General features: G+C 71.3%; 22 protein-coding genes. 17 read left to right on the forward strand and 5 right to left on the reverse strand.

Annotation, left to right across the window (positions count from 1 at the left end; genetic code table 11):
- Positions 1 to 358 precede the first annotated feature (358 nt).
- From ddaH to AC0L6F_RS12890, 3 genes are read left to right on the forward strand one after another with little or no spacing between them, the layout of a single operon-like run.
- Complete coding sequence (gene ddaH, locus AC0L6F_RS12880) at positions 359 to 1249, forward strand: dimethylargininase (RefSeq protein WP_473538195.1); 891 nt, start codon at positions 359 to 361, stop codon at positions 1247 to 1249.
- Positions 1246 to 2469, forward strand: coding sequence for an ornithine--oxo-acid transaminase (gene rocD / locus AC0L6F_RS12885; protein ID WP_473538196.1), 1224 nt, complete (start codon positions 1246 to 1248; stop codon positions 2467 to 2469). Before ddaH ends, rocD begins: the two co-directional genes overlap by 4 nt.
- Positions 2470 to 2475: 6 nt before the next feature.
- Positions 2476 to 3279: an IclR family transcriptional regulator gene (locus AC0L6F_RS12890; protein ID WP_473538197.1), complete on the forward strand. Its 804-nt coding sequence runs from the start codon at positions 2476 to 2478 to the stop codon at positions 3277 to 3279.
- Positions 3280 to 3314: 35 nt separating this feature from the next.
- On the opposite strand, the gene AC0L6F_RS12895 is transcribed toward AC0L6F_RS12890, so the two are convergent.
- Positions 3315 to 4913 carry an AMP-binding protein gene (locus tag AC0L6F_RS12895; RefSeq protein ID WP_473538198.1) on the reverse strand — a complete coding sequence of 533 codons (1599 nt, stop codon included), beginning with the start codon at positions 4911 to 4913 and terminating at the stop codon, positions 3315 to 3317.
- Between the two features lie 181 nt (positions 4914 to 5094).
- Here AC0L6F_RS12895 and AC0L6F_RS12900 point away from each other — a divergent pair, with 181 nt between their 5' ends.
- The 13 genes from AC0L6F_RS12900 (at position 5095) to AC0L6F_RS12960 (ending at position 16217) form a co-directional block, all read left to right on the forward strand.
- Positions 5095 to 5634, forward strand: a complete 540-nt coding sequence (locus AC0L6F_RS12900) for a UGSC family (seleno)protein (protein ID WP_259611117.1) — start codon at positions 5095 to 5097, stop codon at positions 5632 to 5634.
- A gap of 1 nt (position 5635) precedes the next feature.
- Positions 5636 to 6751, forward strand: a complete 1116-nt coding sequence (locus AC0L6F_RS12905; RefSeq protein WP_259611118.1) for a hypothetical protein — start codon at positions 5636 to 5638, stop codon at positions 6749 to 6751.
- The gene (locus AC0L6F_RS12910) at positions 6748 to 6993 is read left to right on the forward strand and encodes a hypothetical protein (RefSeq protein WP_274636977.1); all 246 of its coding nucleotides are present in this window, start codon (positions 6748 to 6750) and stop codon (positions 6991 to 6993) included. Before AC0L6F_RS12905 ends, AC0L6F_RS12910 begins: the two co-directional genes overlap by 4 nt.
- Before the next feature lie 11 nt (positions 6994 to 7004).
- The gene (locus AC0L6F_RS12915; protein WP_274636978.1) at positions 7005 to 8288 is read left to right on the forward strand and encodes an aconitase X catalytic domain-containing protein; all 1284 of its coding nucleotides are present in this window, start codon (positions 7005 to 7007) and stop codon (positions 8286 to 8288) included.
- Positions 8285 to 8710: an aconitase X swivel domain-containing protein gene (locus AC0L6F_RS12920; protein WP_274636979.1), complete on the forward strand. Its 426-nt coding sequence runs from the start codon at positions 8285 to 8287 to the stop codon at positions 8708 to 8710. The genes AC0L6F_RS12915 and AC0L6F_RS12920 overlap by 4 nt, the downstream gene beginning before the upstream one ends.
- 112 nt (positions 8711 to 8822) lie before the next feature.
- Positions 8823 to 9893 carry an ABC transporter substrate-binding protein gene (locus AC0L6F_RS12925; protein WP_274636980.1) on the forward strand — a complete coding sequence of 357 codons (1071 nt, stop codon included), beginning with the start codon at positions 8823 to 8825 and terminating at the stop codon, positions 9891 to 9893.
- Positions 9894 to 9910: 17 nt separating this feature from the next.
- A complete protein-coding gene (locus AC0L6F_RS12930; protein ID WP_473538200.1) occupies positions 9911 to 10744 on the forward strand; it encodes an ABC transporter ATP-binding protein in 834 nt (277 codons plus the stop codon).
- A gap of 1 nt (position 10745) precedes the next feature.
- Positions 10746 to 11543: an ABC transporter permease gene (locus AC0L6F_RS12935; RefSeq protein ID WP_274636982.1), complete on the forward strand. Its 798-nt coding sequence runs from the start codon at positions 10746 to 10748 to the stop codon at positions 11541 to 11543.
- A 10-nt stretch (positions 11544 to 11553) separates the two neighbouring features.
- Positions 11554 to 12789 (forward strand): Bcr/CflA family efflux MFS transporter, encoded by a 1236-nt coding sequence (locus tag AC0L6F_RS12940; protein ID WP_473538201.1) that lies wholly within the window; start codon positions 11554 to 11556, stop codon positions 12787 to 12789.
- Between the two features lie 90 nt (positions 12790 to 12879).
- Entirely contained in the window at positions 12880 to 13569 is a 690-nt protein-coding gene (locus tag AC0L6F_RS12945; protein ID WP_473538202.1) for an alpha/beta fold hydrolase, read from the forward strand.
- 114 nt (positions 13570 to 13683) lie between these two features.
- Entirely contained in the window at positions 13684 to 14478 is a 795-nt protein-coding gene (locus tag AC0L6F_RS12950) for an alpha/beta fold hydrolase (protein WP_274636984.1), read from the forward strand.
- A gap of 126 nt (positions 14479 to 14604) precedes the next feature.
- On the forward strand, positions 14605 to 15057 hold the full coding sequence (locus tag AC0L6F_RS12955) for a MarR family winged helix-turn-helix transcriptional regulator (protein WP_473538203.1): 453 nt from the start codon (positions 14605 to 14607) through the stop codon (positions 15055 to 15057).
- Positions 15054 to 16217, forward strand: coding sequence for an alpha/beta hydrolase (locus AC0L6F_RS12960; protein WP_473538204.1), 1164 nt, complete (start codon positions 15054 to 15056; stop codon positions 16215 to 16217). The genes AC0L6F_RS12955 and AC0L6F_RS12960 overlap by 4 nt, the downstream gene beginning before the upstream one ends.
- A gap of 18 nt (positions 16218 to 16235) precedes the next feature.
- Here AC0L6F_RS12960 and AC0L6F_RS12965 read toward each other — a convergent pair whose 3' ends face one another.
- The 4 genes from AC0L6F_RS12965 to AC0L6F_RS12980 form a co-directional block, all read right to left on the reverse strand.
- Entirely contained in the window at positions 16236 to 17777 is a 1542-nt protein-coding gene (locus tag AC0L6F_RS12965; protein WP_473538205.1) for a molybdopterin-dependent oxidoreductase, read from the reverse strand.
- A gap of 105 nt (positions 17778 to 17882) precedes the next feature.
- Positions 17883 to 18956 carry an alpha/beta hydrolase gene (locus tag AC0L6F_RS12970; protein ID WP_473538206.1) on the reverse strand — a complete coding sequence of 358 codons (1074 nt, stop codon included), beginning with the start codon at positions 18954 to 18956 and terminating at the stop codon, positions 17883 to 17885.
- Between the two features lie 31 nt (positions 18957 to 18987).
- A complete protein-coding gene (locus AC0L6F_RS12975) occupies positions 18988 to 21030 on the reverse strand; it encodes a prolyl oligopeptidase family serine peptidase (RefSeq protein WP_473538207.1) in 2043 nt (680 codons plus the stop codon).
- A gap of 12 nt (positions 21031 to 21042) precedes the next feature.
- Entirely contained in the window at positions 21043 to 22563 is a 1521-nt protein-coding gene (locus AC0L6F_RS12980) for an MATE family efflux transporter (RefSeq protein ID WP_473538208.1), read from the reverse strand.
- Positions 22564 to 22692: 129 nt separating this feature from the next.
- Here AC0L6F_RS12980 and AC0L6F_RS12985 point away from each other — a divergent pair, with 129 nt between their 5' ends.
- The gene (locus AC0L6F_RS12985) at positions 22693 to 23811 is read left to right on the forward strand and encodes a glycerate kinase (protein WP_473538209.1); all 1119 of its coding nucleotides are present in this window, start codon (positions 22693 to 22695) and stop codon (positions 23809 to 23811) included.
- Positions 23812 to 23833 lie beyond the last annotated feature (22 nt).

A 23833-nucleotide genomic window follows, 5' to 3' on the forward strand; every position in this document is an offset into this window, starting at 1 on the left:
TCCTCGCTGCGCTCGTCGCTCAACGGGCTGTGCGGCGGTCTGACCGGCCCGGCTGACCGCGTTTCGTCTCCTCGCTGCGCTCGTCGCTCAACGGGCTGTGGGGCGGTCTGACTGGGCCCGGCTGACCGCGTTTCGTCTCCTCGCTGCGCTCGTCGCTCAACAGGCTTTGGGGCAGCACGTCGCTCAACGAGCTGTGAGGCGCCTCGACCCGCTGAGAGCCGACTGACCGAGGACAGCACCCGGCGGTGAGAGAATGGATGCGGCGTGCTCGTGTCGCCTCTTCCTCACCCGACAGTGTGGGTCGAAGTGCCGCCGGGCCACAGGACGGCGTCCGCCACCACACTCAGTGAGGAGCGATATGTCCCTGCAGAACACCGCCGCGCCCGAGCACGCCTCGGCCCCGGCATCCGAGCGGATCGCGCAGCATCGGCGCTATCTGATGTGCAAGCCCGAGTACTTCACCGTGGCGTACGAGATCAACCCGTGGATGCACAAGGCCGACCCGACCGACACGCCCAAGGCCGTGCGTCAGTGGCAGACGCTCTACGACACGTACCTCGCCCTGGGCCACGACGTCGAGCTGATCGACCCGATCGAGGGCCTGCCCGACATGGTCTACACCGCCAACGGCGGGTTCATCATCGACGGCACCGCGCTGGGCGTCCGCTTCAGCGTGGGGGAGCGCAGCGGCGAGGAGCGTCCGTTCATGGACTGGTTCGCCCGAAACGGCTTCGAGGTCGTCGAGCCGGTCGCGATCCAGGAGGGCGAGGGCGACATCCTGCTGGTCGGGGATGTGATCCTGGCCGGCCACGGCTTCCGCTCCGACATCGCCAGCCACGCCGAGATCGCCCGCGTGTTCGACCGGGAGGTCGTCTCGCTCAAGCTCGTGAACCCGAACTTCTACCACCTCGACACGGCGATCTGCGTGCTGGATCCGGTGCAGGGTCCGGGCGGGGTGGACAGGGCCAACATCGCCTACCTGCCGAGCGCCTTCGACGACGCCAGCCGGGCGATCCTTGAGCAGCGCTACCCGGATGCGATCCGCGTGCCCGAGGCCGACGGCGCCGTGTTCGGCATCAACGCCTCCAGCGACGGGAAGCACGTGTTCATCTCGCCGCGTGCCACCGGGTTCGACGCCCTGCTGCGCGAGCGCGGCTACGAGCCGGTGCACGTCGACCTGTCCGAGCTGCTGCTGGGCGGCGGCGGCATCAAGTGCTGCACCCTCGAGCTGCGCGGGGGTGCACGATGAGCACGGCGACCAACCTGGACACCAAGGCGGTCCGGATCATCCGCACCGAGGACGACCACCTCGCCCACAACTACCATCCGCTGCCGGTGGTCGTGGCCACGGGCGAGGGCTCGTGGGTGACGGATGTCGAGGGCAAGCGCTACCTCGACCTGCTGTCGGCCTACTCGGCGCTGAACTTCGGGCACCGGCATCCCGCCCTCGTCGCCGCGGCGACCGAGCAGCTGGGCCGACTCACCCTGACCAGCCGCGCGTTCCACAACGACCGGCTCGGCGCGTTCGCCACCGCCCTGGCCGAACTGTGCGGCAAGGACCTGGTGCTGCCGATGAACACCGGCGCCGAAGCGGTCGAGACCGGCATCAAGACCGCGCGCGCCTGGGCGTACCGGGTCAAGGGCGTGCCGACGGATGCCGCGACCATCATCGTCGCAGACGGCAACTTCCACGGCCGCACGACCACGATCGTCGGCTTCAGCGACGACGAGAGCGCCCGCGACGGGTTCGGACCGTTCACGCCCGGCTTCGTGCGGGTCCCGTACGGGGATGCCGATGCCATCGCGGCGGCGATCGACGAGAACACCGCCGCGGTGCTGGTCGAGCCGATCCAGGGCGAGGCCGGGGTGATCATCCCGCCGGAGGGCTACCTGGCGCGTGTGCGCGAGCTGTGCACCGAGAACAACGTGCTGTTCATCGCCGACGAGATCCAGTCCGGCCTGGGCCGGGTGGGCGCCACGTTCGCCTGCGACCGCGAAGGCGTCGTGCCGGACGTGTATCTGCTGGGCAAGGCGCTGGGCGGCGGCATCCTGCCGGTCTCGGCCGTCGTCGCCGACCGGGACGTGCTCGGGGTGATCCACCCCGGCGAGCACGGCTCGACGTTCGGCGGCAACCCGCTGGCGGCCGCGGTCGGCCTGCGGGTCGTCGAGATGCTCTCCTCGGGCGAGTTCCAGCAGCGCGCGGCCGCCCTCGGCGAGCACCTCAAGACCAAGCTGGATGCGTTCCTCGGCCACGGCGTCACCGAGGTGCGGGTGGCCGGGCTGTGGGCCGGCGTCGACATCGACCCCTCGATCGGCACCGGGCGCGAGATCGCCGAGCGGCTGCTGGCGCGGGGCGTGCTCGTGAAGGACACCCACGGCCAGACCATCCGGATCGCCCCGCCGCTGGTCGTCCGCGCCACCGAACTGGACTGGGCGCTGGACCAGCTCCGCGTCGTGCTGGAGGGCTGAGCGGACGTGACGGCGAAGGCGACGGAGGTCACGGAGGACGACGACCCGCGCGGGGCGCGTTCGCTGATCGATCGCGCCTTCGCCGTCATCGGCACGTTCCAGGGCGGCCGGTCGCGGCAGAGCCTGTCGGACATCAGCCGCCGCACCGGGCTGCCGATCGCCACGTGCTATCGCATCGTCGCGCGCCTCACCGACTGGGGGGCGCTGGAGCGCGACGCCGAGGGCCGGTACAGCATCGGCCTGCGCCTGTGGGAGATCGCGTCGTTCGCGCCGCGCTCGGTCGGCCTGCAGCGCCTGGCCCGGCCCTACATGCAGGACCTCTACGAGACCACCGGGTACGCCTGTCACCTCGCCATCCGCGAGGGCCTCGAACTCGTCTCGATCGAGCGCTTCCAGAGCCCGCGCCGGCGGGTGCGGCGTCCGCTGGTGGGCAGCCGCTACCCGCTGCATGCGACGGCGATCGGCCTCGTGCTGCTCGCCCACGCCCCGGCCGAGGTGCAGGACGAGGTGCTGGAGCGCGGACTGGAGCCGTTCACCACGCGCACGTACACGGATGTCGAGACCCTGCGCCGGGTGCTGGTCGACGTCGAGCGGGCCGGCTACGCGGTCAGCGACCGGCAGGTCGACGAGGTGCACGTGGGCTTCGCCGCCCCCGTGCGCGGGGCGGACGGCTCGGTGGTCGCGGCGGTCTCGCTCGCCCTGGATGAGCAGGGCGCCGACCCGAAGAACCTCATCCACCTCGTGCGGCTGACGGCCACCTCGATCGGGCGTGCGCTGGCGTCGTCCGGCTTCGGGCGCGCCGAGAGCTGAGCCCCGCCCGCTGAGCCCCCGCCGCTGAGTCGCGCTCAGCTCGCCTGTGCGGCCAGCTCGCTCTCCGCGTCGGCCTTGACCCGGGCCAGCTCCACCTTGCCGGTCGGAGTGCGCTCCAGCGACGGACGCACGAACACGTGCCGCGGCCGCTTGTAGCCCGCCAGGCGCCCGTCGAGGAATCCGAGCAGCGCCGGCACGTCGATGACCGCCCCGGGCGCCGGCGACACCATCGCGCTGACGACCTCGCCGAACCGCCGATCCGGCAGGCCGAACACGACCGCGTCATCCACCGACGGGTGCGCCAGCAGGCTCTCCTCCACCTCGCCCGGGAACACCTTCTCGCCGCCGGTGTTCACCACGGCGCTGAGGCGTCCGAGCAGCTCGATCCCGCCGCGCCCGTCCGCGCGCGCCCAGTCGCCGGGCATGACGTAGCGGTGCCCGCGGATGGTCGGGAACGTCAGCGCGGTCTTCTCCGGATCGCCGAAATACCCGGTGGGCAGGATTCCGCGGAACGCGAGGATGCCGAGGGCCCCGGCATCCGTCTGGATCTCGCGCAGCTCCTCGTCCAGCAGCACCGTGCCCGGGGTCATCTCCAGCCGGGTGGGAAGATCGTCGACCCCCTGCGTCGTGCCGAACGCGTACGGGCCGCCCTCGCTCGAGGCCACCATGTCGATGATGGTCAGCTCGCCCAGCGCGTGCAGCCGGCGCTTCACGTCGTCGCTGAACCGCATGCCCGAGCTGATGATCGTGCGCACGTGCAGGAGCCCCGCGCCGGACCGCTCCGCGGCCTCGGCCAGGGGCAGGGCGAGGGCGTCACCGGCGACGATGATCCGGGTCACGTGGTGGGCCAGCATCAGCCGGAGCGCCTCGTCGATGTCCATCCGCGCCGCCGCGTGCAGCACGACCGTGCCGCCGAGGGCGAGGGTGGCCATGGTGGTGGACTGCGCGGTGCCGTGCAGCAGCGGCGGCAGCGGCAGGGTGACCGGGCGCACGATCCCCGGGTCCAGGGCGATGCGCACCGCCGCGTCCAGGTCGTCCGGCGGGGTGATCCCGAGGATCCCCCACGTCGACTGGCGGCGGGCGACCAGCAGCGTGTCCATGTCCCACACCACCGCGCGCGGGCGACCGGTCGTGCCGCCGGTGTACAGCCGCAGCTCGGCGCCGCGCGGGGCCGCCGGCGGCAGCACGCCGCCACCGGCGATCACCTCGGCGTACGACAGCGCGCCGGGCACCGCCGGGCCGCCGTCGTCGATCGCGATCACCGCGACATCCTGCCCCGCGGCCTCGGCGGCCACCTCGCCCAGCGAGGTGCAGGTCAGCAGCACCCGCGCCCCCGAGTCGTCCAGCAGCTCGCGGACCTCGCCGGCACGGTACCGGTAGTTGATGGCGACCGGCGCCGCCCCGATGGCCAGGCACGCCCAGAAGAACGCGAGGTACTCCGCACGGTTGTACAGCAGCAGGGCGGCGGCGTCGCCGAAGCCCACCCCGCGCTCGCTGAGGTGGCGGGCCAGTGCCCCCGCCTCGGCGGCGAGCCGGCCGTAGCCGACCGTCTCGTCCCGGGTGATCACCGCGGGGCGCTCGGGGTCTGCCCGTGCGATGGCCTGCCAGAGGTCGCTGTAGTGCGGCGCCGTCACGTGATCACTCCGTCCCGCGCGGACGCCCGCGTCCGCGCCTCCCGTCGACAGCTGTCGTCGACAGCAGAAGCATGCCGTCTCCGCCGTGCCGCGCTCACGGACTTTTTCGCACGGTGGAAACCGGGAAGGATCCAGGCGGATGTCGCGTGCCAGAGTGACGCCGACGACGAAAGGGGTGGCAATGGCCACACACGAACTGCTCCTGGACCCCACCGGGGCGGCGGAGGGCGCACAGGAGAGCACGCTCTCACCGCGCCCGGTCACGCTCAGCGGTCTCACGATCGGGCTCCTGGACAACACGAAGCCGAACGCGACGCTGCTGCTGGAGGAGATCGGCACCCTGCTGACCGGCCGGCACGGTGCGGCCGAGACCCGCCTGTACACGAAGGACTACTTCGGCACGCCGGCGAAATCCGAGCTGATCGCGCAGATCGCCGACGAGTGCGATGTGGTGGTCACCGCCGTGGGCGACTGCGGCTCGTGCAGCGCCGCGACCGTGGCCGACGGCATCCTGCTGGAACGCGCCGGCGTGCCGACGGTGAGCATCACCTCCGACTCGTTCCTGATGTCCGGCCGTGCGATGGCGCACGTGCAGGGCTTCGCGGGCTTCGACTTCCATGCGGTGAGGCATCCGATGGCGAGCCTTTCGGCGCAGGAGGTGCACGAGCGGGCGCTGGAGGCGCTGCCGAACGTGCTGCGGATTCTCGGAGTGGAGGACTGACATGTCGACGATCGTGGACGAGACGGCGGCACCGGATGCCGACACCGACCGGATGCGGGAGGTGCTGGAGTACTACTGGGACCAGGAATGGACCGACGGCCTGCCGGTGGTGCCGGTGACCGAGTCGTATCTGCGGCGCTTCCTGGACACGGTGGACCGCGACCCGGACGAGGTGCTGTTCACCATGCCGCACCTGAACCGCAGCCTGACGGTGCGGACCGCGGCCATCAACGCCGGCCTGGCCGGCTGCCGGCCCGAGTACTTCCCGGTGATACTGGCCGCGTGGGAGGCCATCGCCCAGGAGCCGCACCCGGTGCGGGGCATCTGGCAGTCCACCACCGGAACGGCACCCTTCCTCGTGGTCAACGGGCCGGTGCGCACCGAGATCGGGCTGAACAGCCGGGGAAACATCTTCGGCTCCGGGTTCCGTGCGAACGCGACCATCGGCCGGGCCATCCGCCTGGCCTGCATCAACGTGTTCGGCCTGCATCCGCACAAGCTCGACCAGGCCACCCAGGCCACGCCGGCGAAGTACTCGGCCTGCATCGGCGAGAACGAGGAGCAGAGTCCCTGGCCCCCGCTGCACGTGGACTACGGCTTCGACGCCGCCGACAGCGTCGTGACCGCGTACGTGATCCGCTCGGTGATGCACATCGAGGCACGGCACACCTCGGTGCCCGAGCAGCTCGCCCTCGACTTCGCCGACAGCGTGCGCCGCACCGGCGCCCTGATCCACGAGTACACCAGCGCGCTGCTGGTGCTCACCCCGGAGCATGCCGACGTGTTCGCGTCGGCCGGCTGGAGCAAGGACGACCTGCGCCGGTACGTGTTCGACCACGCCGTGCGCTCGCGGGACGAGCTGGCCGCCGTCGGCAAGGACGCGCTGTCGCACAAGAGCCGGTGGCGGCTCTCGGCGCAGCATCCCGATGCCACGCCCGACACCGCCAGCGGCAGCGCCGAGCCCGACACTGTGCCGGTGCTCAGCCACCCCACGTCGATCCAGGTGGTCGTGGCCGGCGCCGACAACGCCGGCGTCTCGGCCGTCGTCGAGGTGTTCACGCTGAACCCGCCGCGCGAGAACCCGTACTCGTACGCGCAGGTCGGAGCACGACGATGACGATCGACACGGACCGGGTGGATGCCGCGCTCGCGCAGTTCACCGAGATGATGGCCGCCGACGGCTACCTGCTGAACTGGGAGCCGGCCAGTCCCGATCGCATCGTGGTGCGGATCTCGGCGACCGACGGCGCCTGCGCGGACTGCCTCGTGCCGGCGCCGGTGATGACCGCGATCATGACCTCGGCACTGGCCGACACGCCGTACGACGTGGAGCGGGTCGAGCTGCCGGGGGCGCACTGAGGGGAGCACGCATGCTGCTGACCGACGAAGAGAAGCGGATGCACGACGGCGCCGAGGGCGCCGCGGTCGCCGCGGCGATGGACCTGCTCGTGCGGTACGGCGACGCGCTCGGCGCGGAGCGCCTGGTGCCCACCCGCAATGTCGCCGGCACGATGACCCAGCCGTCCCCGGCCAAGGCGCAGCTGTTCGCCGAGGGCGGGTGGGCGCACGTGTACGCGGTGACGAACCTGGACTGCGACGACGACATCGAGATCCCGCGGATGAAGGTGCCCACCTGCCAGCTGCAGCACGGCTTCGGGACGGATGCCGCGGGCCTGACCGGCTACCCGGATTCGTCCATCGCGATGCAGGACGACGCCGAGGCGTACTTCAGCGAGCGCGGCGTCACGGTCCTGGCCACGTGCACCCCGTACCAGGTCGGCAACCTGCCGGTGCGCGGCGAGCACTGCGCATGGATGGAGTCCTCGGCCGTCGTCTACTGCAACTCGGTGCTGGGGGCCCGCACCAACTGCGAGGGCTCCACATCGACCGGGGCGGCGGCGCTGACCGGTCGCATCCCGTACTGGGGCAATCATCTGCCCGAGAACCGGTCCGCGACCCATCTGATCCGCGCCGACGTCGAGGTCGCCTCGTTCCAGGACTGGGGGATGCTCGGCTACTTCGTCGGCGACGCCGTGCAGGAGGCCCGGCCCGCCGTGGTCGGCGCACTCGGGCAGCCCGACGCCGCCGCGCTGAAGCACTTCGGCGCGGCGACGGCGACCTCGGGCGGCGTCGAGCTGTACCACCTGCCGGGGATCACCCCGGAGGCCCCCGACCTGGCCGCCGCGTTCGGCGGCGGCGCCGTGCCCGAGCCGATCGTCTACGACGAGCGGGCCCGCCGGGAGGTGTACGACGCCCTGAACAGTCAGGGCTCCAGCGACGACGTGGACTTCATCCTGCTCGGCTGCCCGCACGCCTCGCTGGACCAGCTCGCCGAGATCGCCGGGCTGCTGGACGGGCGGACGCTGCATCCGGACACCGAACTGTGGGTCATGACGCCGCGGGCGCTGCGCTCGGTCGCCGACCGCAGCGGCTTCACCCGGGCGATCACGCGGGCCGGCGGCCGGGTGCTCACCGACTCGTGCCCCGCGATGTCGCGCGCCGCCCCGCCCGGCACGCGTGTGTTCGCCACCGACTCGGCCAAGCAGGCGCACTACCTGCCGGCGATCCTGGGCATCGAGGCCTGGTTCGGCACGCTCGGGGAGTGCATCGACGCGGCCGTCACCGGCCGCTGGCACGGAGGCCTGGCGGCATGACGGTCCTGCGCGGACGCGGCATCGTGGGCGGAGTGGTCGAGGCGCGCGCCCTGGTCACCCACGATGCGATCTCGGGGTTCGGCGGCATCGACGTGGCCACCGGCACCGTGATCGAGCCGCGGCACGAGCTGTTCGGCGTGTGCTTCACCGGCCAGGTGCTGGTCTTCCCCGGGGCGAAGGGGTCGTCCGGGTGGTCCGGGTTCTTCCAGAGCACCCGGCTGATGGGCACCGCCCCGGCTGCGCTCGTGTTCACGACGATGACCACGAAGGCGGCGCTCGGCGCGATCGTGACCCGAGTGCCGGCCGTGGTCGGCGCGACGCCGGATCCGGTTCAGGCGATCCGCACCGGCGACCTGGTGCGGGTGGACGGCGACGCCGGCACGGTCACGATCCTTGAGCGGGCGCATTCTTTCGTTGAATGAAAAGGCCTCTGGTCCGGGCCGCGGACCGTGGCCAGACTCGACCCGTCCGCATAGCCGTGGACGCAGCAGTACAGACGGTGCAACACCGACGAAGCGACAAAGGAGTCTCCTCATGCGAACGACCCCCTCTTCCCGACGGCGCCTCTTCCGAGCGGCCGCCGCGCTCACCGCAGCCGCCGCACTCGCGCTGACCGGCTGTGCATCCGGCTCCGGGTCGGCTGCCGGCGGCGACGCGGAGGGCCTGAAGGAGATGACCGTCGTCACGTTCCTCCCGCTCGAGTCCTTCACCTTCACCCCCGAGATGTTCGCCTACTCCGGGGGCTACTTCGAGAAGCACGGCCTCAAGGTCGACCTGCAGCCGGTGAAGGGCACCGCGGCGGCCATCCAGTCGCTGCTCGGCGGCGCGGCCACCATCACCCGGGCCAGCACCGTGGACGTGTTCCCCGCGATGGAGAAGGGCCAGCCGATCCAGGCGGTCGGCACGATGGCCTACAAGTCGAACCTGCGCATGATCTCGGTCAAAGACAACCCGGTCGCCACTCCGCAGGACATGAAGGGCAAGACCATCGGCATGGGCTCGGTGGGCGGCACCAGCGAGAAGATGCTCGACCTGACCCTGCACGCCAACGACATCGCCAAGGACGACGTCACCCGTCAGGCCGTCCCCGTCACCGCCGCCACGCTCGAGGTCGTGCGCAAGGGCCAGCTGGACGGCTACATCGTCAGCCTGGACACCTCGATCGGCATCGGCGCCCAGAACGACGACGCCGTCGTCGACGACGCCGGACTCGGCGACTCGCCCGACATCCAGACGTGGCTGGCCACGGCATCCACGCTGAAGGATCCGGAGAAGGCGAAGGAGGTCACGGCGTTCCTGGCCGCGATCCGCGAGGCCGTGCAGGCCGTGATCGACGACGCGCCCAACCACTACGCGAACGTGCTGAAGACGCTCCGCGACAGCGGCGACTGGAAGTTCCCGGCGCTCGAGGACGATCAGGTGGCCGCCGACGCCCTGGACGTGTACACCAGCCAGACCTGGGTGGATGCCTCCGGCGACGTGCCGCTGCTGCAGAACAACGTCGACGCCTGGAAGAAGACGTACGACACGTACGTCGAGGCCGGGATGCTGCAGGGCGGCCACGATCCGAGCGACTGGATCACGAACGACTACCTGCCCGAGTGAGTGAAGAAGGTGCACCCGTGACCAACGACACACTCGCCCCGCCCGTGCCCGACGCGGACGTCGGCGGCGACATCCCCCGCCTGCGGATCCGCGGCATCGGACGCGACTTCCACACCCGGTCCGGCATCACACACGCCGTGTCGGGAGTCGATCTGGACATCCGGATCGGGGAGTTCGTGGCCCTGATCGGACGATCCGGATGCGGCAAGACGACCCTGCTGCGGATGATCGGCGGGCTGCTGGCCCCCACCGCCGGCACCATCGCCGTGGACGGCCGGCAGCTGTGGAGCGACGGCCGGGTGGAGAGCTCGGCCGTCACCAAGCTCGGATTCGTGTTCCAGGAGAGCAACCTGTTCCCCTGGTTCAGCGTGCTGGACAACATCGCCCTGCCGCTGAAGCTGCGCGGGATCCGCAAGGCCGAGCGGCGGGCGCGGGCGGCAGAGCTGGCCCAGCTGGTCGGACTCGCCGACTTCGTCGATTCCTATCCCCGCGAGCTGTCCGGCGGGATGCGGCAGCGCGCCGCGATCGCCCGCGCGCTGAGCACCGAGCCCGACCTGCTGCTGATGGACGAGCCGTTCGGGGCGCTGGACGCCCTGACCCGCGAGCGGATGAACCTCGAGCTGCAGCGGATCGTGATGGAGACCGGATCGACAGTGGTGTTCGTGACGCACGACATCCCCGAGGCGGTGTTCCTGGCCGATCGGGTGGTGCACCTGACGCCGCGGCCGGGCCGGATCCGGCAGATCCTGCCGGTGGACTTCGCCAAGCCGCGCTCGGTGGAGCTGCAGACGACCCCCGAGTTCAACGACATCGTGCGGGCCCTCCGCCACGACCTCGACGAGGAGGAATGACATGCCCTCATCGCGCATGGCCAAGCTGCTGCCGTGGATCGTCACCCCGGCTCTGGTGATCCTGCTCATCGCGGGCTGGCAGGTGTTCGTCATGGTCAGCCAGGTGAACCCGTTCGTCTTCCCGCCGCCGGCGGCGGTCGGCAAGGCGTTCCTCGCCCTGATCCTCGACCCCGCCACCTGGCAGGAGGCGCTGGTCACCGTCACCGAGATCGTCGTCGGCTTCGCGATCGCGGTCGTGCTCGGGGTCGCGGTGGGCGTGGTGCTCGGAAAGCTGCCGTGGCTGGAGATCAGCATCCGTCCGCTGATCATCATCGCCCAGGTCGCGCCGAAGGTGGCGTTCATCCCCATGTTCGTGATCTGGTTCGGCTTCGGGATGACCTCGAAGATCGTGCTGTCGGCGCTGCTGGCGTTCTTCCCGGTCATGCTCAACGTGCTCCTCGGGGTGCGGTCGGTCGAGCAGGGGCAGAAAGAGGTCATGACGAGCCTGAACGCCAGCAGGTCGCAGACGTTCACGCAGCTCGAGCTGCGCAGCCTGCAGCCCTACCTGTTCGCCGGGATGGAGGTCGCGATCGTGCTCGGCACCATCGGCGCCATCGTCGGCGAGTACCTCGGCGGCAGCGTCGGGCTCGGCGCGATGGTGGTGCGGGCGATGAACTCGCTGGATGCCGCCGGGACGTTCGCCATCATCCTGCTCCTGGCGCTGATCGGACTGGTGCTGTACCTGATAGTGAACGAGGCCAAGCGGTTCGTGATCCCGTGGCATGAGTCGGTCTACGGGCTCCGCACCGCGACGGCCTGAGGCGGCGGCCGTGCCCCGTTCCGGGCACGGCCTGTCGCCCGGGCTGCTCGCGGTGCTGGGGCTGCTGATGACGCTGAACCCCATCACCGCGAGCATCTATCTGCCCGCGCTCGGCGCGATCGCCGACGATCTGGGCGTGTCGATCGCCGTGGTGCAGCTGGCGCTGACCGGGTATTACCTCGGCGTCGCCGTCGGGGTGATGTTCGGCGGTCCGCTGACCGACGCGCTCGGGCGCCGGTCGGTGCTGCTGGTCGGCCTGGGCGTGCTGGCCGCGGCCACGGTGGCGGTCGCGCTGGCGCCCGCCGCGCCGATCCTCATCGGGGCGCGGGTGCTGCAGGGACTGGGGTCGTCGACGGCGATCGTGGTCGTGCGCGCCATCGTGTCGGATGTCGCCCGGGGGCGGCAGGCGGCGCGGGCGTTCAGCGTGCTGATGGGGATCCTCGCGGCGGGTCCGCTGGTGGCGCCGCTGCTGGGCACGGCGCTGCTGCAGCTGGGCGGCTGGCGGACGATCTTCGTCGGACTTCTCGTGGTGACCGTGGTCTACCTCGTGGTGGCGGGGATGACGGTGCCCGAGACGCTTCCCGTCGCGCGCCGGGCGCCGCTGCGGCTGGCACCGCTGCTGCGCAACTACCGGCGGCTGCTGGGCGACGTGCCGTTCGCGGGGGATGCCGCGGCGGTCGCCCTCGCCTTCGGGGCGCTGTCGGTGCACGTGAGCGCGTCCTCGTTCATCGCGCAGGAGGTGCTGGGAACCGGAACGTGGGGCTATGCGATCCTTTACGCCTGCTACGCCGTCGCGGTGATGGGCGGCAGCTGGCTGAACGCGCCGCTGGCCGGACGCTTCGGCCCGCGCCGGATGCTGCTGGCCGGGCAGGGCGTCGCGCTCGCCGCCGCGGTCGCGTTCGTGGTCGTCGCCGCCGGGCGGCCCACGATCGTCGGATACCTGGTGGTGGTGATGATCGGCTCTGCGGCGATCTCGTCGGTGCTGGCCAACGGCACGGCGCTGGGGATGTCGCGGGCGACGTTCGCCGCCGGCACCGGCGCCGCGCTGATGGGCTGTCTGCAGTTCACTTTCAGCGCCGTCGTCTCGCCGCTGGGCGGCGTCGCCGGCTCGCACACGGCGTTGCCGACGGCGCTGGTGATGGCGGGGTGCCTGGTCGCCAGCATCGGCGCCGGCGTCGTGGCCGCGGCATCCGTCCGTCGCGCGCGGCGGCGGGCTCGGGCCGGGGTCACCGACGTCCAGTCTTGACGACCAGGAGGGACGGAGTCGCTTGCATCACGAAAGGAGTGTGTGTGAAGGTAGTTCCGCGTGAGTGATGGACGCAGATGAGAGGCAGTGATGGCAACGTTTGTTCTCGTCCCCGGGGCGTGGCACGGCTCGTGGGCGTTCGAAGCCGTGACGCCGCTCCTGGAGGCGGCTGGTCACACCGTGCACGCCCTGACGTTGACCGGCTTGGGGCCGGATCCAGACGAAGCGGCGGTGGCACGCGCGAACCTCGACACCCACGCAGACGACGTGATCCGGGTCGTGGAGACGGCCGGGATCACCGAGGCGACGCTCGTCGGACACAGCTACGGCGGGATGGTCATCTCGGCCGCCGCGGATCGTGCGGCCGAGCGAATCTCCCGCCTGGTCCATCTCGACGCGTACGTTCCTCGCGACGGCGACTCCTGCTGGTCGTTGACGACGGACGCCTACCGGCACGCCTTCATCGACGGTGCAGCCGAGCTGGGCTATGCCGTTCGCCCGCCGTTCCGGGCTCCGCACGGCGGCGATGCTCGCCGCCGCCCGCACCCGCTGGCCTCCCTCGTACAGCGCATCCGGCTGACCGGAGCCGTCGAGACCATTGCTCGACGCGACTTCATCTACTGCTCGGGATGGGAGGACGGGACGCCCTTTGCGGGCCTGCGCGCCCGTCTCGATGCCGACCCGGGCTGGCGAGTACAGGACATCCCCACGGGCCATAACGCGCTGCGCGAAGCCCCGGCGAGGGTCGCCGAGCTGCTGATCGACCTGGGGACCCGTTGAACAGCCGGCGCCCGTGTGATGCCCATGGGTCCTAGCGTGGACGGCGTGCTTGATCGGCTCTCGCTCCCTGCCCCTCGGTACGTCGATCTCGACGGCGAGCGCATCGCGACGTACGTGTTCGAGCCGTCCAGCGCGGAGCCGATCGGCGACGTGGTGCTCTGTCACGGCACGCCCTGGTCTGCGGCGGTGTGGTCGCCGGTGGCGCATCACCTCGCGTCAGCCCGTCGCGTGTACCTGTACGACATGCCCGGATACGGCGCCTCGATCAGCGCCTGCTCGTCGGACGTCGACCTGGTGACCCAGCGCCGCCGGTTCGCGGCGATGCTCGACCACTGGGGGCTGAGTCGCCCACACGTGGTGGCGCATGACATCGGGGGAGCGGTCGCGCTCGGCGCCCATCTTCTCGAGGGGGTTCAGATGTCGTCGCTGTATCTGGCCGACGTCGTGACTCTCGACCCATGGGGTTCGCCGTTCTTTCAGCTCGTCGCGCAGCACGAAGAGGTCTTCGGCGCTCTGCCTGCGAGCCTTCATGCGGCCTTGGTGCACGAGTACATCTCTGGGGCGAGCAACGGCAAGCTCGACGCCCGCGTGTCAGCTCGGCTCGCGAGTCCATGGTGCACGCCGGAGGGTCAGCGCGCGTTCTACCGGCAGATCGCCGCGTTGAAGCCCGCGCACACGCGACCGATCGTGGATGACCTCGCACGTGTGGCGTGCCGGGTTCGCGTCGCGTGGGGTGAGGCTGATCCCTGGATTCCTGTGGCGCAGGCCTTTGAGCTGGCCACGCGGATATCCAGGGTCGTCGACACCATCATCATCCCCGAGGCCGGGCACCTGGTTCCGTTGGAAGCCGCGGGCGTACTGGGGGCCGATGTCGCGAACTGGCTGGATCAGGGCGCGTCGCGAGGGTGACGCCGGGCGTCGGCCGCCCCGGGGCTCGACCATACAGATCGTTTGTCAGCCAAACGATCTGTTACGCTTCCTGTCATGGCTGAGGCAGACTCATCTGAGGCGGCGGCGCCCCCGGAGAAGCTCTGGATGTTGGCGACATGGCTCATCGGGCATGCGGTGGTGGATGCGCGGCGCTTCGTGGCGCAGTCCTTCGGGAACTCCACCGGGCGCACCGACTTCGCAGTCCTCGCCGGGCTCGCCCAGTACGGCGCGGTCAGTCAGGCGATCCTCGGCCGCCGTCTCGGGATCAACCTCGGAGACCTGGTCGCCGTACTCAAGCGGCTGGAGGCGAAAGGGTCGGTCGTGCGACAGCAGGATCGGAACGACCGTCGTCGCAACGCCGTCGAGATCACGCCTGCCGGCCGCGTGACGTTGTCCGAGCTCGAGGCGGCAGCCGCGGCCGCGCAGGACGAAATGCTCGAACCGCTCTCGCCGAATGAACGACTCCAGCTGGTCGCACTGCTGCAGAGGCTGGTGGAACACCATCGCGGCTATCAGCACGCAGGTGATGCCGTCACGCCGAACGAGGGGCGACCATGACGTGGCCGGTCGGGTACGTGGTCACCGTGGCGATCGTCGCCTGGTGCACGTTCTTCGCATGCGTGGCACCCCGCCGCCCCAACCTGCTTGCCAAGTCGAGCTGGTTGTTCGGCATGATCGTCAACGAGGTGCCGTTCCTGGCCATCTACTTCCTGATCGCCTCCACCGTGCTCGCGGCTTCAGAGGGGGATCTCGACTCGCTCGCCGGTCGCGGCGCGGCCGGAATCGCCGGTCTCGTGATCGTCGGCCTCGTGATCGTGGCGTGGCGAGGGGCGCGCAGCGATCGCGCTGTCGAGCGCGCATTGGACCGCGGACTGGGAGCAGATTGGCGAAGCAGCGTGCACGTGAAGCCACGTCGGCACCGGCCCTGGCTGCGCATCCTTCTGATTCCGTTCGTCCAGTGGCGGCCGGATGTGGAGCGAATCAAGGACATCCGCTATGGCGACGCCGGACGCGGCAACCTGCTGGACATCTACCGCCCCCGCGACGCTCCCTCGCATGCTCCGGTGCTGGTCTACTTCCACGGCGGTGGCTTCAGCACGGGCAGGAAGAGCCATGAGGCCAGACCGCTGCTGACCCGACTCGCGAGCCGCGGATGGGTGTGCATCAGCGCCAATTACCGGCTGCGTCCCGAGGCAGACTTCCCCGACCATCAGATCGACGCGAAGAAGGTCATCGCCTGGGCCCGGGAGCACGGGCATGTCTACGGTATCGACCCGACGAGGGTGTTCGTATCGGGCAGTTCTGCCGGAGCCAACCTGGCGGGGCTGTGCGCCTTCACCCCGAACGATCCCCGGTTCCAGCCCGGGTTCGAGCACGCCGACACGACAGTGAGTGGTGCGATCCTTCTGTACGGGTACTACGGGCATTACTTGACGGATGCGCCCGACGAGCCGGGGTCGGTGCTCCAGCCGCAGGGCTACTTCACCGGTCGTACGCCTCCGCTGTTCATCGCGCACGGGACGAACGACGGCTGGGGCACGGTCGAGGCGGCCAGACACTTCGCGAGTCTGGCTCGCGAGGGAGGGGTCAACGACGTGGTCTATGCCGAACTCCCCGGCGGCCAGCACTCCTTCGACGTGTTCCACTCGCCGAGATTCGAGGCGGTGGTCGACGGGGTGGAAGCCTTCACCGCGTGGGCCCTCGCTGCCCGCCCGTGACGGCGGTGAGGCCGGGCATCACCCCACGTGAGCCGTGACCTGGTGCCAGCCGCTGGCGCCGTCCGGCGCCGGCGGCGCCTGGTGCGCGGTCTGGACCTCGCCGGTGCGGCTGGTCGCCCGGCACCGGATCACGTGGTCGCCCGCCTCGGCGCGCCAGGGCAGGCGCCACTGCACCCAGGTGTCGACCGAGATCGCAGGAGCCAGCTCGGCGGGGACCCAGGGCCCGTCGTCCACCGACACCTCGACCTTCGACACGCCCGTGTGCTGCTGCCAGGCCACCCCGGCGATCACGGCATCCCCGGCGGGCACGGTGTCGCCGGGCCGCGGCACGTCGATCCGCGATTCGAGCTTGATCGGCCCGCGCGGCGCCCAGCCCTGCGTCGTCCAGAACCCCGTGGCGCGGTCGAAGCGGGTCACCTCGAGGTCGACCACCCATTTCGTCGCGGACACGTAGCCGTACAGCCCGGGCACGACCATCCGCACCGGGAACCCGTGGGCGGCCGGCAGCGGCTGCCCGTTCATGCCGACCGCGAGGATCGCGTCCCGGGCGTCGGTGAGCGCGGCCAGCGGGGTCGAGGCGGTGAACCCGTCGGCCGACCGCGACAGCACCATGTCGGCGTCCGCGTGCGGCCCGGCCCGTGCCAGCAGTTCGCGAATCGGGTATCCGAGCCACTTCGCGTTGCCGATCAGATCGCCGCCGACCTCGTTCGACACGCAGGCGAGGGTGGTGTAGCTCTCCTGCAGGGGCAGGGCGAGCAGCTGGTCCCAGGTGAGGGTGACGGTGCGGTCGACCATGCCGTGGATGCGCAGCGACCACTGCGTGGGATCGATCTGCGGGACCAGCAGGGCGGTGTCGATCCGGTAGAACCGGTCGTTGGGCGTGACCAGCGGGGCCACCCCGGCCACACCGAGGTCGGCGCCGGCGGGGATGGGCGCCGCCGACCGGGCCGGCATGGGCAGATGCAGGCTCGCCCGCACCGCGCTGGCCGCACGCGCGCCCGACTGCAGCAGTGTCCCGCCGACGGCCGCCGCCACCCCGACGAGGGCGGCGGCGCCGGTCCAGGCGAAGAACCGCCGCCGGTCGGGGTCTGCCACCCGGGCGTCGGAATCGCCGTGCGGAGCGGCCGGCGCCGCGGCGCGACGCGCAAGCGGGCCGATCGCCATCGCGGCCACCGCACCGGCCACCGCCGCCGGCGCCCAGGCGAGACCGCCGGCATCCGCGCGGCTCACGGCCGCCATGATGCCGATCAGACCCAGCGCCGCGCAGAGGATGCGGCCGATCGGCGGGAAGCGGGCCTGAAGGATGCCGATGCCGGCCGCGGCCGCGACCAGGACCACGGCGACCCCGATCACGAGCGCGAGCTTGTCGTTCGTGCCGAACACCGAGATCGCGGCCTCCTTCGCCCAGGGCGGGGCCAGGTCGATGAGCGCATCGCCGATCACCGCGATCGGGCTGGACGACGGGGCGAACGCTGCCGCGACGAGTTCGCCCAGCCCCGCGCCGAGGACGACGGCGGCCACCCCGGCCGCGGCCGAGCGCCCTCCGGTGGACACGTTCACGATCCCGAGCCTACGTCCGAGTCCCCGCGGGCGGGAGGGCGATCGCGCTGCGTGCTCAGCGCGCAGTCAACCGAGAACTAGGCGGGAGGGTGAACCGGCTGGACGCTACGCGGCTGCTTGCCCGACCGTGATCTTGGTGAAGCGCTGGATTGCATCACCGACAGCGTGAAGACGCAACGACGGAAAGAAATCGAAGTTGTGATTCGCTCCCGGCAGTTCCGCATACACAACGGGTTCCTGTGAACGCGACTTGAGTCGTTCGGCGAAGTCCCGAGCATCCTCGCGTCGCACGAGGGTGTCTTGCGCGCCGTGGACAACCAGAAACGGCGGGGCTTCCGAAGTGATTCTGCCGGCCGGAGAGTGGGGGCCCGTGCCTGTCGCGCCGGCAGGGCCATAGTAACCGTAGAGGCACACGACGCCGCGGACCTGCGCCCCGGAGAGTGCGGCGGATGCAGCCAGGTTTGCGCCCAACGACGCACCGATGGCGATGACGGAAGCCGGGTCGCCGCCGAATTCTTCCGCATGCCTGCGCGCCCAGCTCATGGCATCCTGGGCATCGGCGAGCTGATCGCCATAATTCACTCGGAGCATCCGGTAATTCGCGCTCATGCAGACCCACCCCCTGGCGGCGAGCTGATACATGAGCGCGTGGGCGAATATTGCCTTGTCTCCTCCTCCTCCGTGCAGGTACACCAGCACGGGTGCCCTGGCCTGTCGGTTTCGGCGGCGCGAGACATAGACGTCGAGCAGGTTTCCGAAGCGTGCCGGGCCATATCGACGATTGCGGATGCGCCGAACGTCGGGGCGCCACGCCACGATGGGCAGCAGCACGATGCGCCACCACGGGGAGCGGGTCTCATGCGGGCGCCCGCGAGGCCCATAGACGTTCTGGAGCGCCGCCGTGAGTGCGCGCCGCGCGAATCGCGCCCGCACGAGGATCCAGGCGAGAATCAGCGTCACGGCCAAGGTGAGAGCCGCGATCAGCCACCACCAGAAGCTGGACCCCGGGTTCAGGAGGGTGGCGAGGGTGCCGGCCAGCAGCCACCACAGGCCGATGAACGGCAGCTCGTTCATCCACCAGGAGAGCGCAAACTGCACATTGAACGGTGTGGAGCGCCGGGGGCGCAGTGGGAGCAGGGCCGCTGCCGCGAACACGGCGATTGTCAATGCTGTCGTCATAGCGCCATTCATGAGAGGCAAGAGTCACAGCTCAGCGCAGGCCGGTGAAGTGGGCGGCGAACGCGAGCTGATCGGCGAACTCGGCGGCCGCGGCATCCTTCGGCTTGCCCATGCCGTGCCCGGCGCGGGTGTCCACGGCGAGCAGGATGGGGGCATCCGATGCCTGCGCCTCCTGCAGCGCGGCGGCGAACTTCAGCGAGTGGCCGGGCACCACGCGGTCGTCGTGATCCCCGGTGGTGATCAGCGTCGGCGGGTACGCGACGCCGTCCCGCACATTGTGCAGCGGCGAGTACGCGCGCAGGTACGCGAATGCCTCGGCCTCGTCCGGGTCGCCGTAGTCGCTGATCCACGCCCACCCGATCGTGAAGCGGTGGAACCGCAGCATGTCGAGCACGCCCACCCCGGGCAGCACCGCCGCCCACAGCTCGGGCCGCTGGGTGAGCGCGGCGCCGGCCAGCAGGCCGCCGTTGGACCGCCCATGCAGGGCGAGCCGGTCACGGGTGGTGACGCCGGTCTCGATCAGATGCTCGGCGACCGCGTACAGGTCGTCGAAGACCTGCTGCTTGCGCTCCTTCGTCCCGGCGTGGTGCCAGTCCGAGCCGAACTCGCCCCCGCCGCGCAGGTTGGGCACGACGAGCACGCCGCCGGCCTGCACCCAGGTCGCCAGGATCGGGCGGAACTCCGGATTCATCGGGATGTTGAACCCGCCGTACCCCCAGATCAGCGTCGGGCGCGGCGTCGCGCCGTCGTCGTCGGCAGGCCGCACCACGAACGCCGGCACCTCGACGCCATCGGAGCCGGTCACGCGGACGCGCGTCGCGGTCGCCGCCGGGGCCGCCGGACCGGGCGTCGGCAGCGTCCGGTGGGTCAGCACCGAGGCGCCGTCCACCTCGATCACGTGCCGGGTGCCCCGGTCGACGAAGCTCGACGTCGTGGCGAACACGCGGTTCGTCTCGTCGCTGGTCGACATCGCCGTGATGCTCACTCCGTCGCCCAGCGGCAGGGCGTCGCCCAGCGCGCCGTCGAAGGTCGCCGCCTGGGCGCGATGGGCGGCGTCGTGCGAGTACTCCAGCACCAGGCCGCTCGCGGTCAGATGGGCATCCAGCAGCACGTCCTCGGGGTGCTCGGGCACGAGGGTCCACTGCCGGCCAGTGACCAGGTCGAACGCCGCCAGGCGATACCGGGGCGCGTCCTGGTCGGTGACGGTGTACAGCACATCGCCGCGCACCCCGATCGAGTGCCACTCGTGCTCGCGGCCCTGCACGAGCATGCGCAGCGCCTCGGCCGGCTCGTCGTGGCGACGGGCCGCGAGGTCGTTGCCCGACGACGAGCCGCCGTCGGTGTGCAGCACGAACCAGACGTCGTCGTGCGGCCAGTCCCGGGCGAACAGCCGCGGCTCGTCCGGACGGGTGAACACGACGCGGTCGGACGCGGCATCCTCGCCGATCTCGTGCACCGCCAGCCGGCCCGCGCCCTGCTCGTCGGTCAGCGCGTTGCCGGTCGGAGGGTCGTAGCGCCAGGTGGTGAACGCGCGCGAGCCGGGCTGCCACACCGGGGAGTTCCACTTCGTCCACTCGATCACATCGGGCAGGTCCTGCCCGGTCGCGACGTCGCGGACCCGGATCGTGCGCCAGTCCGACCCGCCGTCGGCGATGCCGTAGGCGAGCAGGGCGCCGTCCGGGCTGACCGAGGCGGTGGTCACCGCCCGGGTGCCGTCATCCGAGAGCAGGTTCGGGTCGAGCAGCACGCGTGCGTCCTCGAGTCCGTCGACGCTGTCGGCGACGACCAGCACGTTCTGGTTCTGTCCGTCGTTGTGCCACGCGAACACGCGGTCGCCCCGCTCGAACGGGCAGCCCCGGGTGGGCGCGGTCAGCAGCGCGGTGACGTCCTCGAGGAACTCCTCGCGGCCGCTGAGCGCATTCAGCAACGGCCGGGAGTGGGCGTTCTGCGCGGCCACGAACGCGGCCGTCCCGGCGGAATCGGCATCTTCCAGCCACCGGTACGGGTCGGCGACATCCTCCCCGTGGAGCGTCTCGGTCAGGTCATCGCGGCGTGCGGCGGGGTAGTCGTGCATCGTCCCATCGTTTCACGAGCGGATGCCGCGACCCGCCCGTCGACCGGTCCGGCGTGGACGCCGCGGGGCCTTCGTCCGTCGTGGGGAGCGAGCGCCGACGACCGGCACCGACGCCGTCACCACGGCATCCACCACCATCGACCCGTCCGTCGGACCGACCACCGCGATCGGGGTGGTCTCGGTGGCCAGGTCGGGGGCCACCGGCATCGCGGCCAGCTGCCGGTGCGCGGCCAGATATGCCGGGATCAGCAGCGCCGCCGCCCCCAGCCAGGCGAGCGGGTTGCTCAGCACGACGCCGGGGTAGCCGATGAGTCCGCCCAGGATGAGGGCGGCCGCCACGCGCATCACCAGCTCGATCACGCCGGTCACCGTCGGGATGAGGGTGCGCCCCAGACCCTGCAGGGCCCCGCGCAGCACGAATAGGGTGCCCAGGGCCGCGTAGCTGACCCCGTTGATGATGAGCATCAGGTGGGCCAGCTCCACCACCTCGTCCGAGCCGTCCCCGATGAAGACCCGCACCATCTGGGTGCCGAACGCCACGAGCAGGGCGCCCAGGGCGACTGAGGCCGCGATCGCCATCCACGTGGCCTCGACGACGCCGCGGCGGATGCGGTCGGGGCGGCGCCCGCCGAGGTTCTGCGCGGCGTACATCGAGACGGCGAGCCCGAGCGACTGCAGCAGGGCGACGGCGATCGAGTCCACGCGGGACGCGGTGGTGTAGGCGGCGACGGCGTCGGCGCCCAGCAGGTTCAGCGCGACCTGCACGGTGAGCGTGCCGATCGCGATGATCGAGGCCTGGAACCCCATGGGCAGACCCAGGCGCAGGTGCTCGGCCAGGTCGGCGCGGGCGACGCGCCAGTCCTCCCGGCGCACGTGCAGCACCGGCACCCGGCGGCGCACGAATTCCAGGCACAGCAGCACCGAGACCGCCTGCGAGACGACGGTTGCCAGCGCGGCGCCGGCCACGCCCAGGCCCAGGGGGCCGACCATCCAGATCACGAGGCCGACGTTCAGGCCGCAGGCCAGGGTGAGGAACACCAGTGGGGTGCGGGAGTCGCCGATCGCGCGGATGATCGCGGCGAAGTAGTTGAAGAACATCGTGGCCCCGGCGCCGAGGAAGCTCACCTGCGTGAACACGGTGGCATCGGCCAGCAGCTCGGGCGGGGTCTGCAGCAGCACCAGCACCGGGCGGGCGATCAGGGGAGCTGCGACGGTCAGGATCACGCTGGTGATGGCGGTGAGGATGGTCCCGGCGGCCACGGACCGGCGCACCCCGGCGTGGTCTCGCGCACCGAACGCCTGGGCGGTGGGGATCGCGAACCCGCTGGTCAGGCCCCAGGCGAAGCCGAGCAGCAGGAACAGCAGGCTGCCGGTGGCGCCGACGGCGGCCAGTGCATCCACGCCGAGGCGCCGACCCACCACGATGGTGTCGGCGAACTGATACAGCTGCTGGACCACGTTGCCGACCAGCAGCGGGATCGAGAAGGCGAGGATGACGCGCCAGGGACGGCCCGTGGTCAGGGAAGTGGTCATGCGGGTGCTCTCGCGGGACGGAAGACGGAAGAAGGCAGGCGACCGAGAGCCGGTCGCCTGCGGACTCGAGTCTATCGAATCGATTCGGGTGAGATCGAGAGAACGCCGGGTACGGCTACGCTGAGCGGCGTGACCGCGACCGTCGTCCTGGCCCTCGACAGCTTCAAGGGATCGATCACGGCGGCGGCCGCGTGTGACGCCCTCACCGCCGGCTGGCGCGAGACCGATCCCGACGCGCGACTCGTCGCGCGCCCGATGGCCGACGGCGGAGAGGGCACGCTGGACGCGTTCGCCGCCGCCGTCCCCGGCGCACGTCGCATGCCCGTCGTCGTCACCGGTCCGGCCGGTCGCGACATCCCCGCCGAATGGATGCTGCTGCCGCCCGCGCCGGACGCCCCGGGCGGCACCGGGGTCGTCGAGCTCGCCGGCACGAGCGGGATCGAGCTGCTCGGCGAGGCGCGTCTGCCCTTCGATGCGCACACGGTCGGATTCGGCCAGGCGATCGCCGCCGCGCTGGACCACGGCGTCTCGCGGCTGATCCTCGGCATCGGCTCGAGCGCGTCCACCGATGGCGGGTCGGGGATGCTGCGGGCGCTCGGTGCGCGATTCCCGGGGGCCCTGGGCCTGCGCGGGCTCCGGGCGGTCACGGCCGTCGACGTCGCCGGGATGCGGATGCCGCCGCCCGGCGGCGCTCTCGTCCTGTCCGACGTCACCAATCCGCTGCTCGGCCCGACCGGTGCGGCCGCGGTGTTCGGCGCCCAGAAGGGCCTCGCCGCCGGCGACGTCGCCGACGCGGATGCCGCGCTCCGGCACTGGTCCGAGGTCCTGGCCGCCGCCCTCCCGGACGCCGATGCGGCCGCCGCCGGTGCCGGCGCCGCCGGCGGCACCGGCTTCGCGCTGCAGGCGTGGGGGGCGTGTCTGGTCTCCGGCTCGGCCGAGGTCGCCGACCTCGTGCGGCTGCCGCAGGCGCTGGCCGGAGCATCCCTCGTCGTCACGGGGGAGGGGTCGTTCGACGCGCAGTCGGCGGCGGGAAAGGCGCCGGCGCAGGTGGCCGCACTGGCGGCGGCCGCCGGAGTACCGATCGCGCTCGTGGCCGGGCGGATCGCGCCGGACGCCGACACCTCGTCGTTCGCGGCATCCGTCTCGCTCGCTGCGCTCGCCGGAAGCGCCGAGGCGGCGCGCTCCGATCCGGAGCGCTGGCTGCGCGGGGCCGGCCGCCTGCTGGCCGAACGGGGCGCCCCCTCGTGATGTGAGGAATCACATCTGCGTC

Source organism: Microbacterium sp. G2-16M (genome assembly GCF_055809115.1).

What these genes read in the sequence shown, in the direction of transcription:
- AC0L6F_RS12920 (WP_274636979.1), top strand. Translation starts at nt 8,285, where the DNA reads ATGACGGTCCTGCGCGGACGCGGCATCGTGGGCGGAGTGGTCGAGGCG.
- AC0L6F_RS12905 (WP_259611118.1), top strand. Translation starts at nt 5,636, where the DNA reads ATGTCGACGATCGTGGACGAGACGGCGGCACCGGATGCCGACACCGAC.
- AC0L6F_RS12975 (WP_473538207.1), bottom strand. Translation starts at nt 21,030, where the DNA reads ATGCACGACTACCCCGCCGCACGCCGCGATGACCTGACCGAGACGCTC.
- AC0L6F_RS12970 (WP_473538206.1), bottom strand. Translation starts at nt 18,956, where the DNA reads ATGACGACAGCATTGACAATCGCCGTGTTCGCGGCAGCGGCCCTGCTC.
- AC0L6F_RS12945 (WP_473538202.1), top strand. Translation starts at nt 12,880, where the DNA reads ATGGCAACGTTTGTTCTCGTCCCCGGGGCGTGGCACGGCTCGTGGGCG.
- ddaH (WP_473538195.1), top strand. Translation starts at nt 359, where the DNA reads ATGTCCCTGCAGAACACCGCCGCGCCCGAGCACGCCTCGGCCCCGGCA.
- AC0L6F_RS12935 (WP_274636982.1), top strand. Translation starts at nt 10,746, where the DNA reads ATGCCCTCATCGCGCATGGCCAAGCTGCTGCCGTGGATCGTCACCCCG.
- AC0L6F_RS12925 (WP_274636980.1), top strand. Translation starts at nt 8,823, where the DNA reads ATGCGAACGACCCCCTCTTCCCGACGGCGCCTCTTCCGAGCGGCCGCC.
- AC0L6F_RS12900 (WP_259611117.1), top strand. Translation starts at nt 5,095, where the DNA reads ATGGCCACACACGAACTGCTCCTGGACCCCACCGGGGCGGCGGAGGGC.
- AC0L6F_RS12915 (WP_274636978.1), top strand. Translation starts at nt 7,005, where the DNA reads ATGCTGCTGACCGACGAAGAGAAGCGGATGCACGACGGCGCCGAGGGC.
- AC0L6F_RS12955 (WP_473538203.1), top strand. Translation starts at nt 14,605, where the DNA reads ATGTTGGCGACATGGCTCATCGGGCATGCGGTGGTGGATGCGCGGCGC.
- rocD (WP_473538196.1), top strand. Translation starts at nt 1,246, where the DNA reads ATGAGCACGGCGACCAACCTGGACACCAAGGCGGTCCGGATCATCCGC.
- AC0L6F_RS12910 (WP_274636977.1), top strand. Translation starts at nt 6,748, where the DNA reads ATGACGATCGACACGGACCGGGTGGATGCCGCGCTCGCGCAGTTCACC.
- AC0L6F_RS12980 (WP_473538208.1), bottom strand. Translation starts at nt 22,563, where the DNA reads ATGACCACTTCCCTGACCACGGGCCGTCCCTGGCGCGTCATCCTCGCC.
- AC0L6F_RS12960 (WP_473538204.1), top strand. Translation starts at nt 15,054, where the DNA reads ATGACGTGGCCGGTCGGGTACGTGGTCACCGTGGCGATCGTCGCCTGG.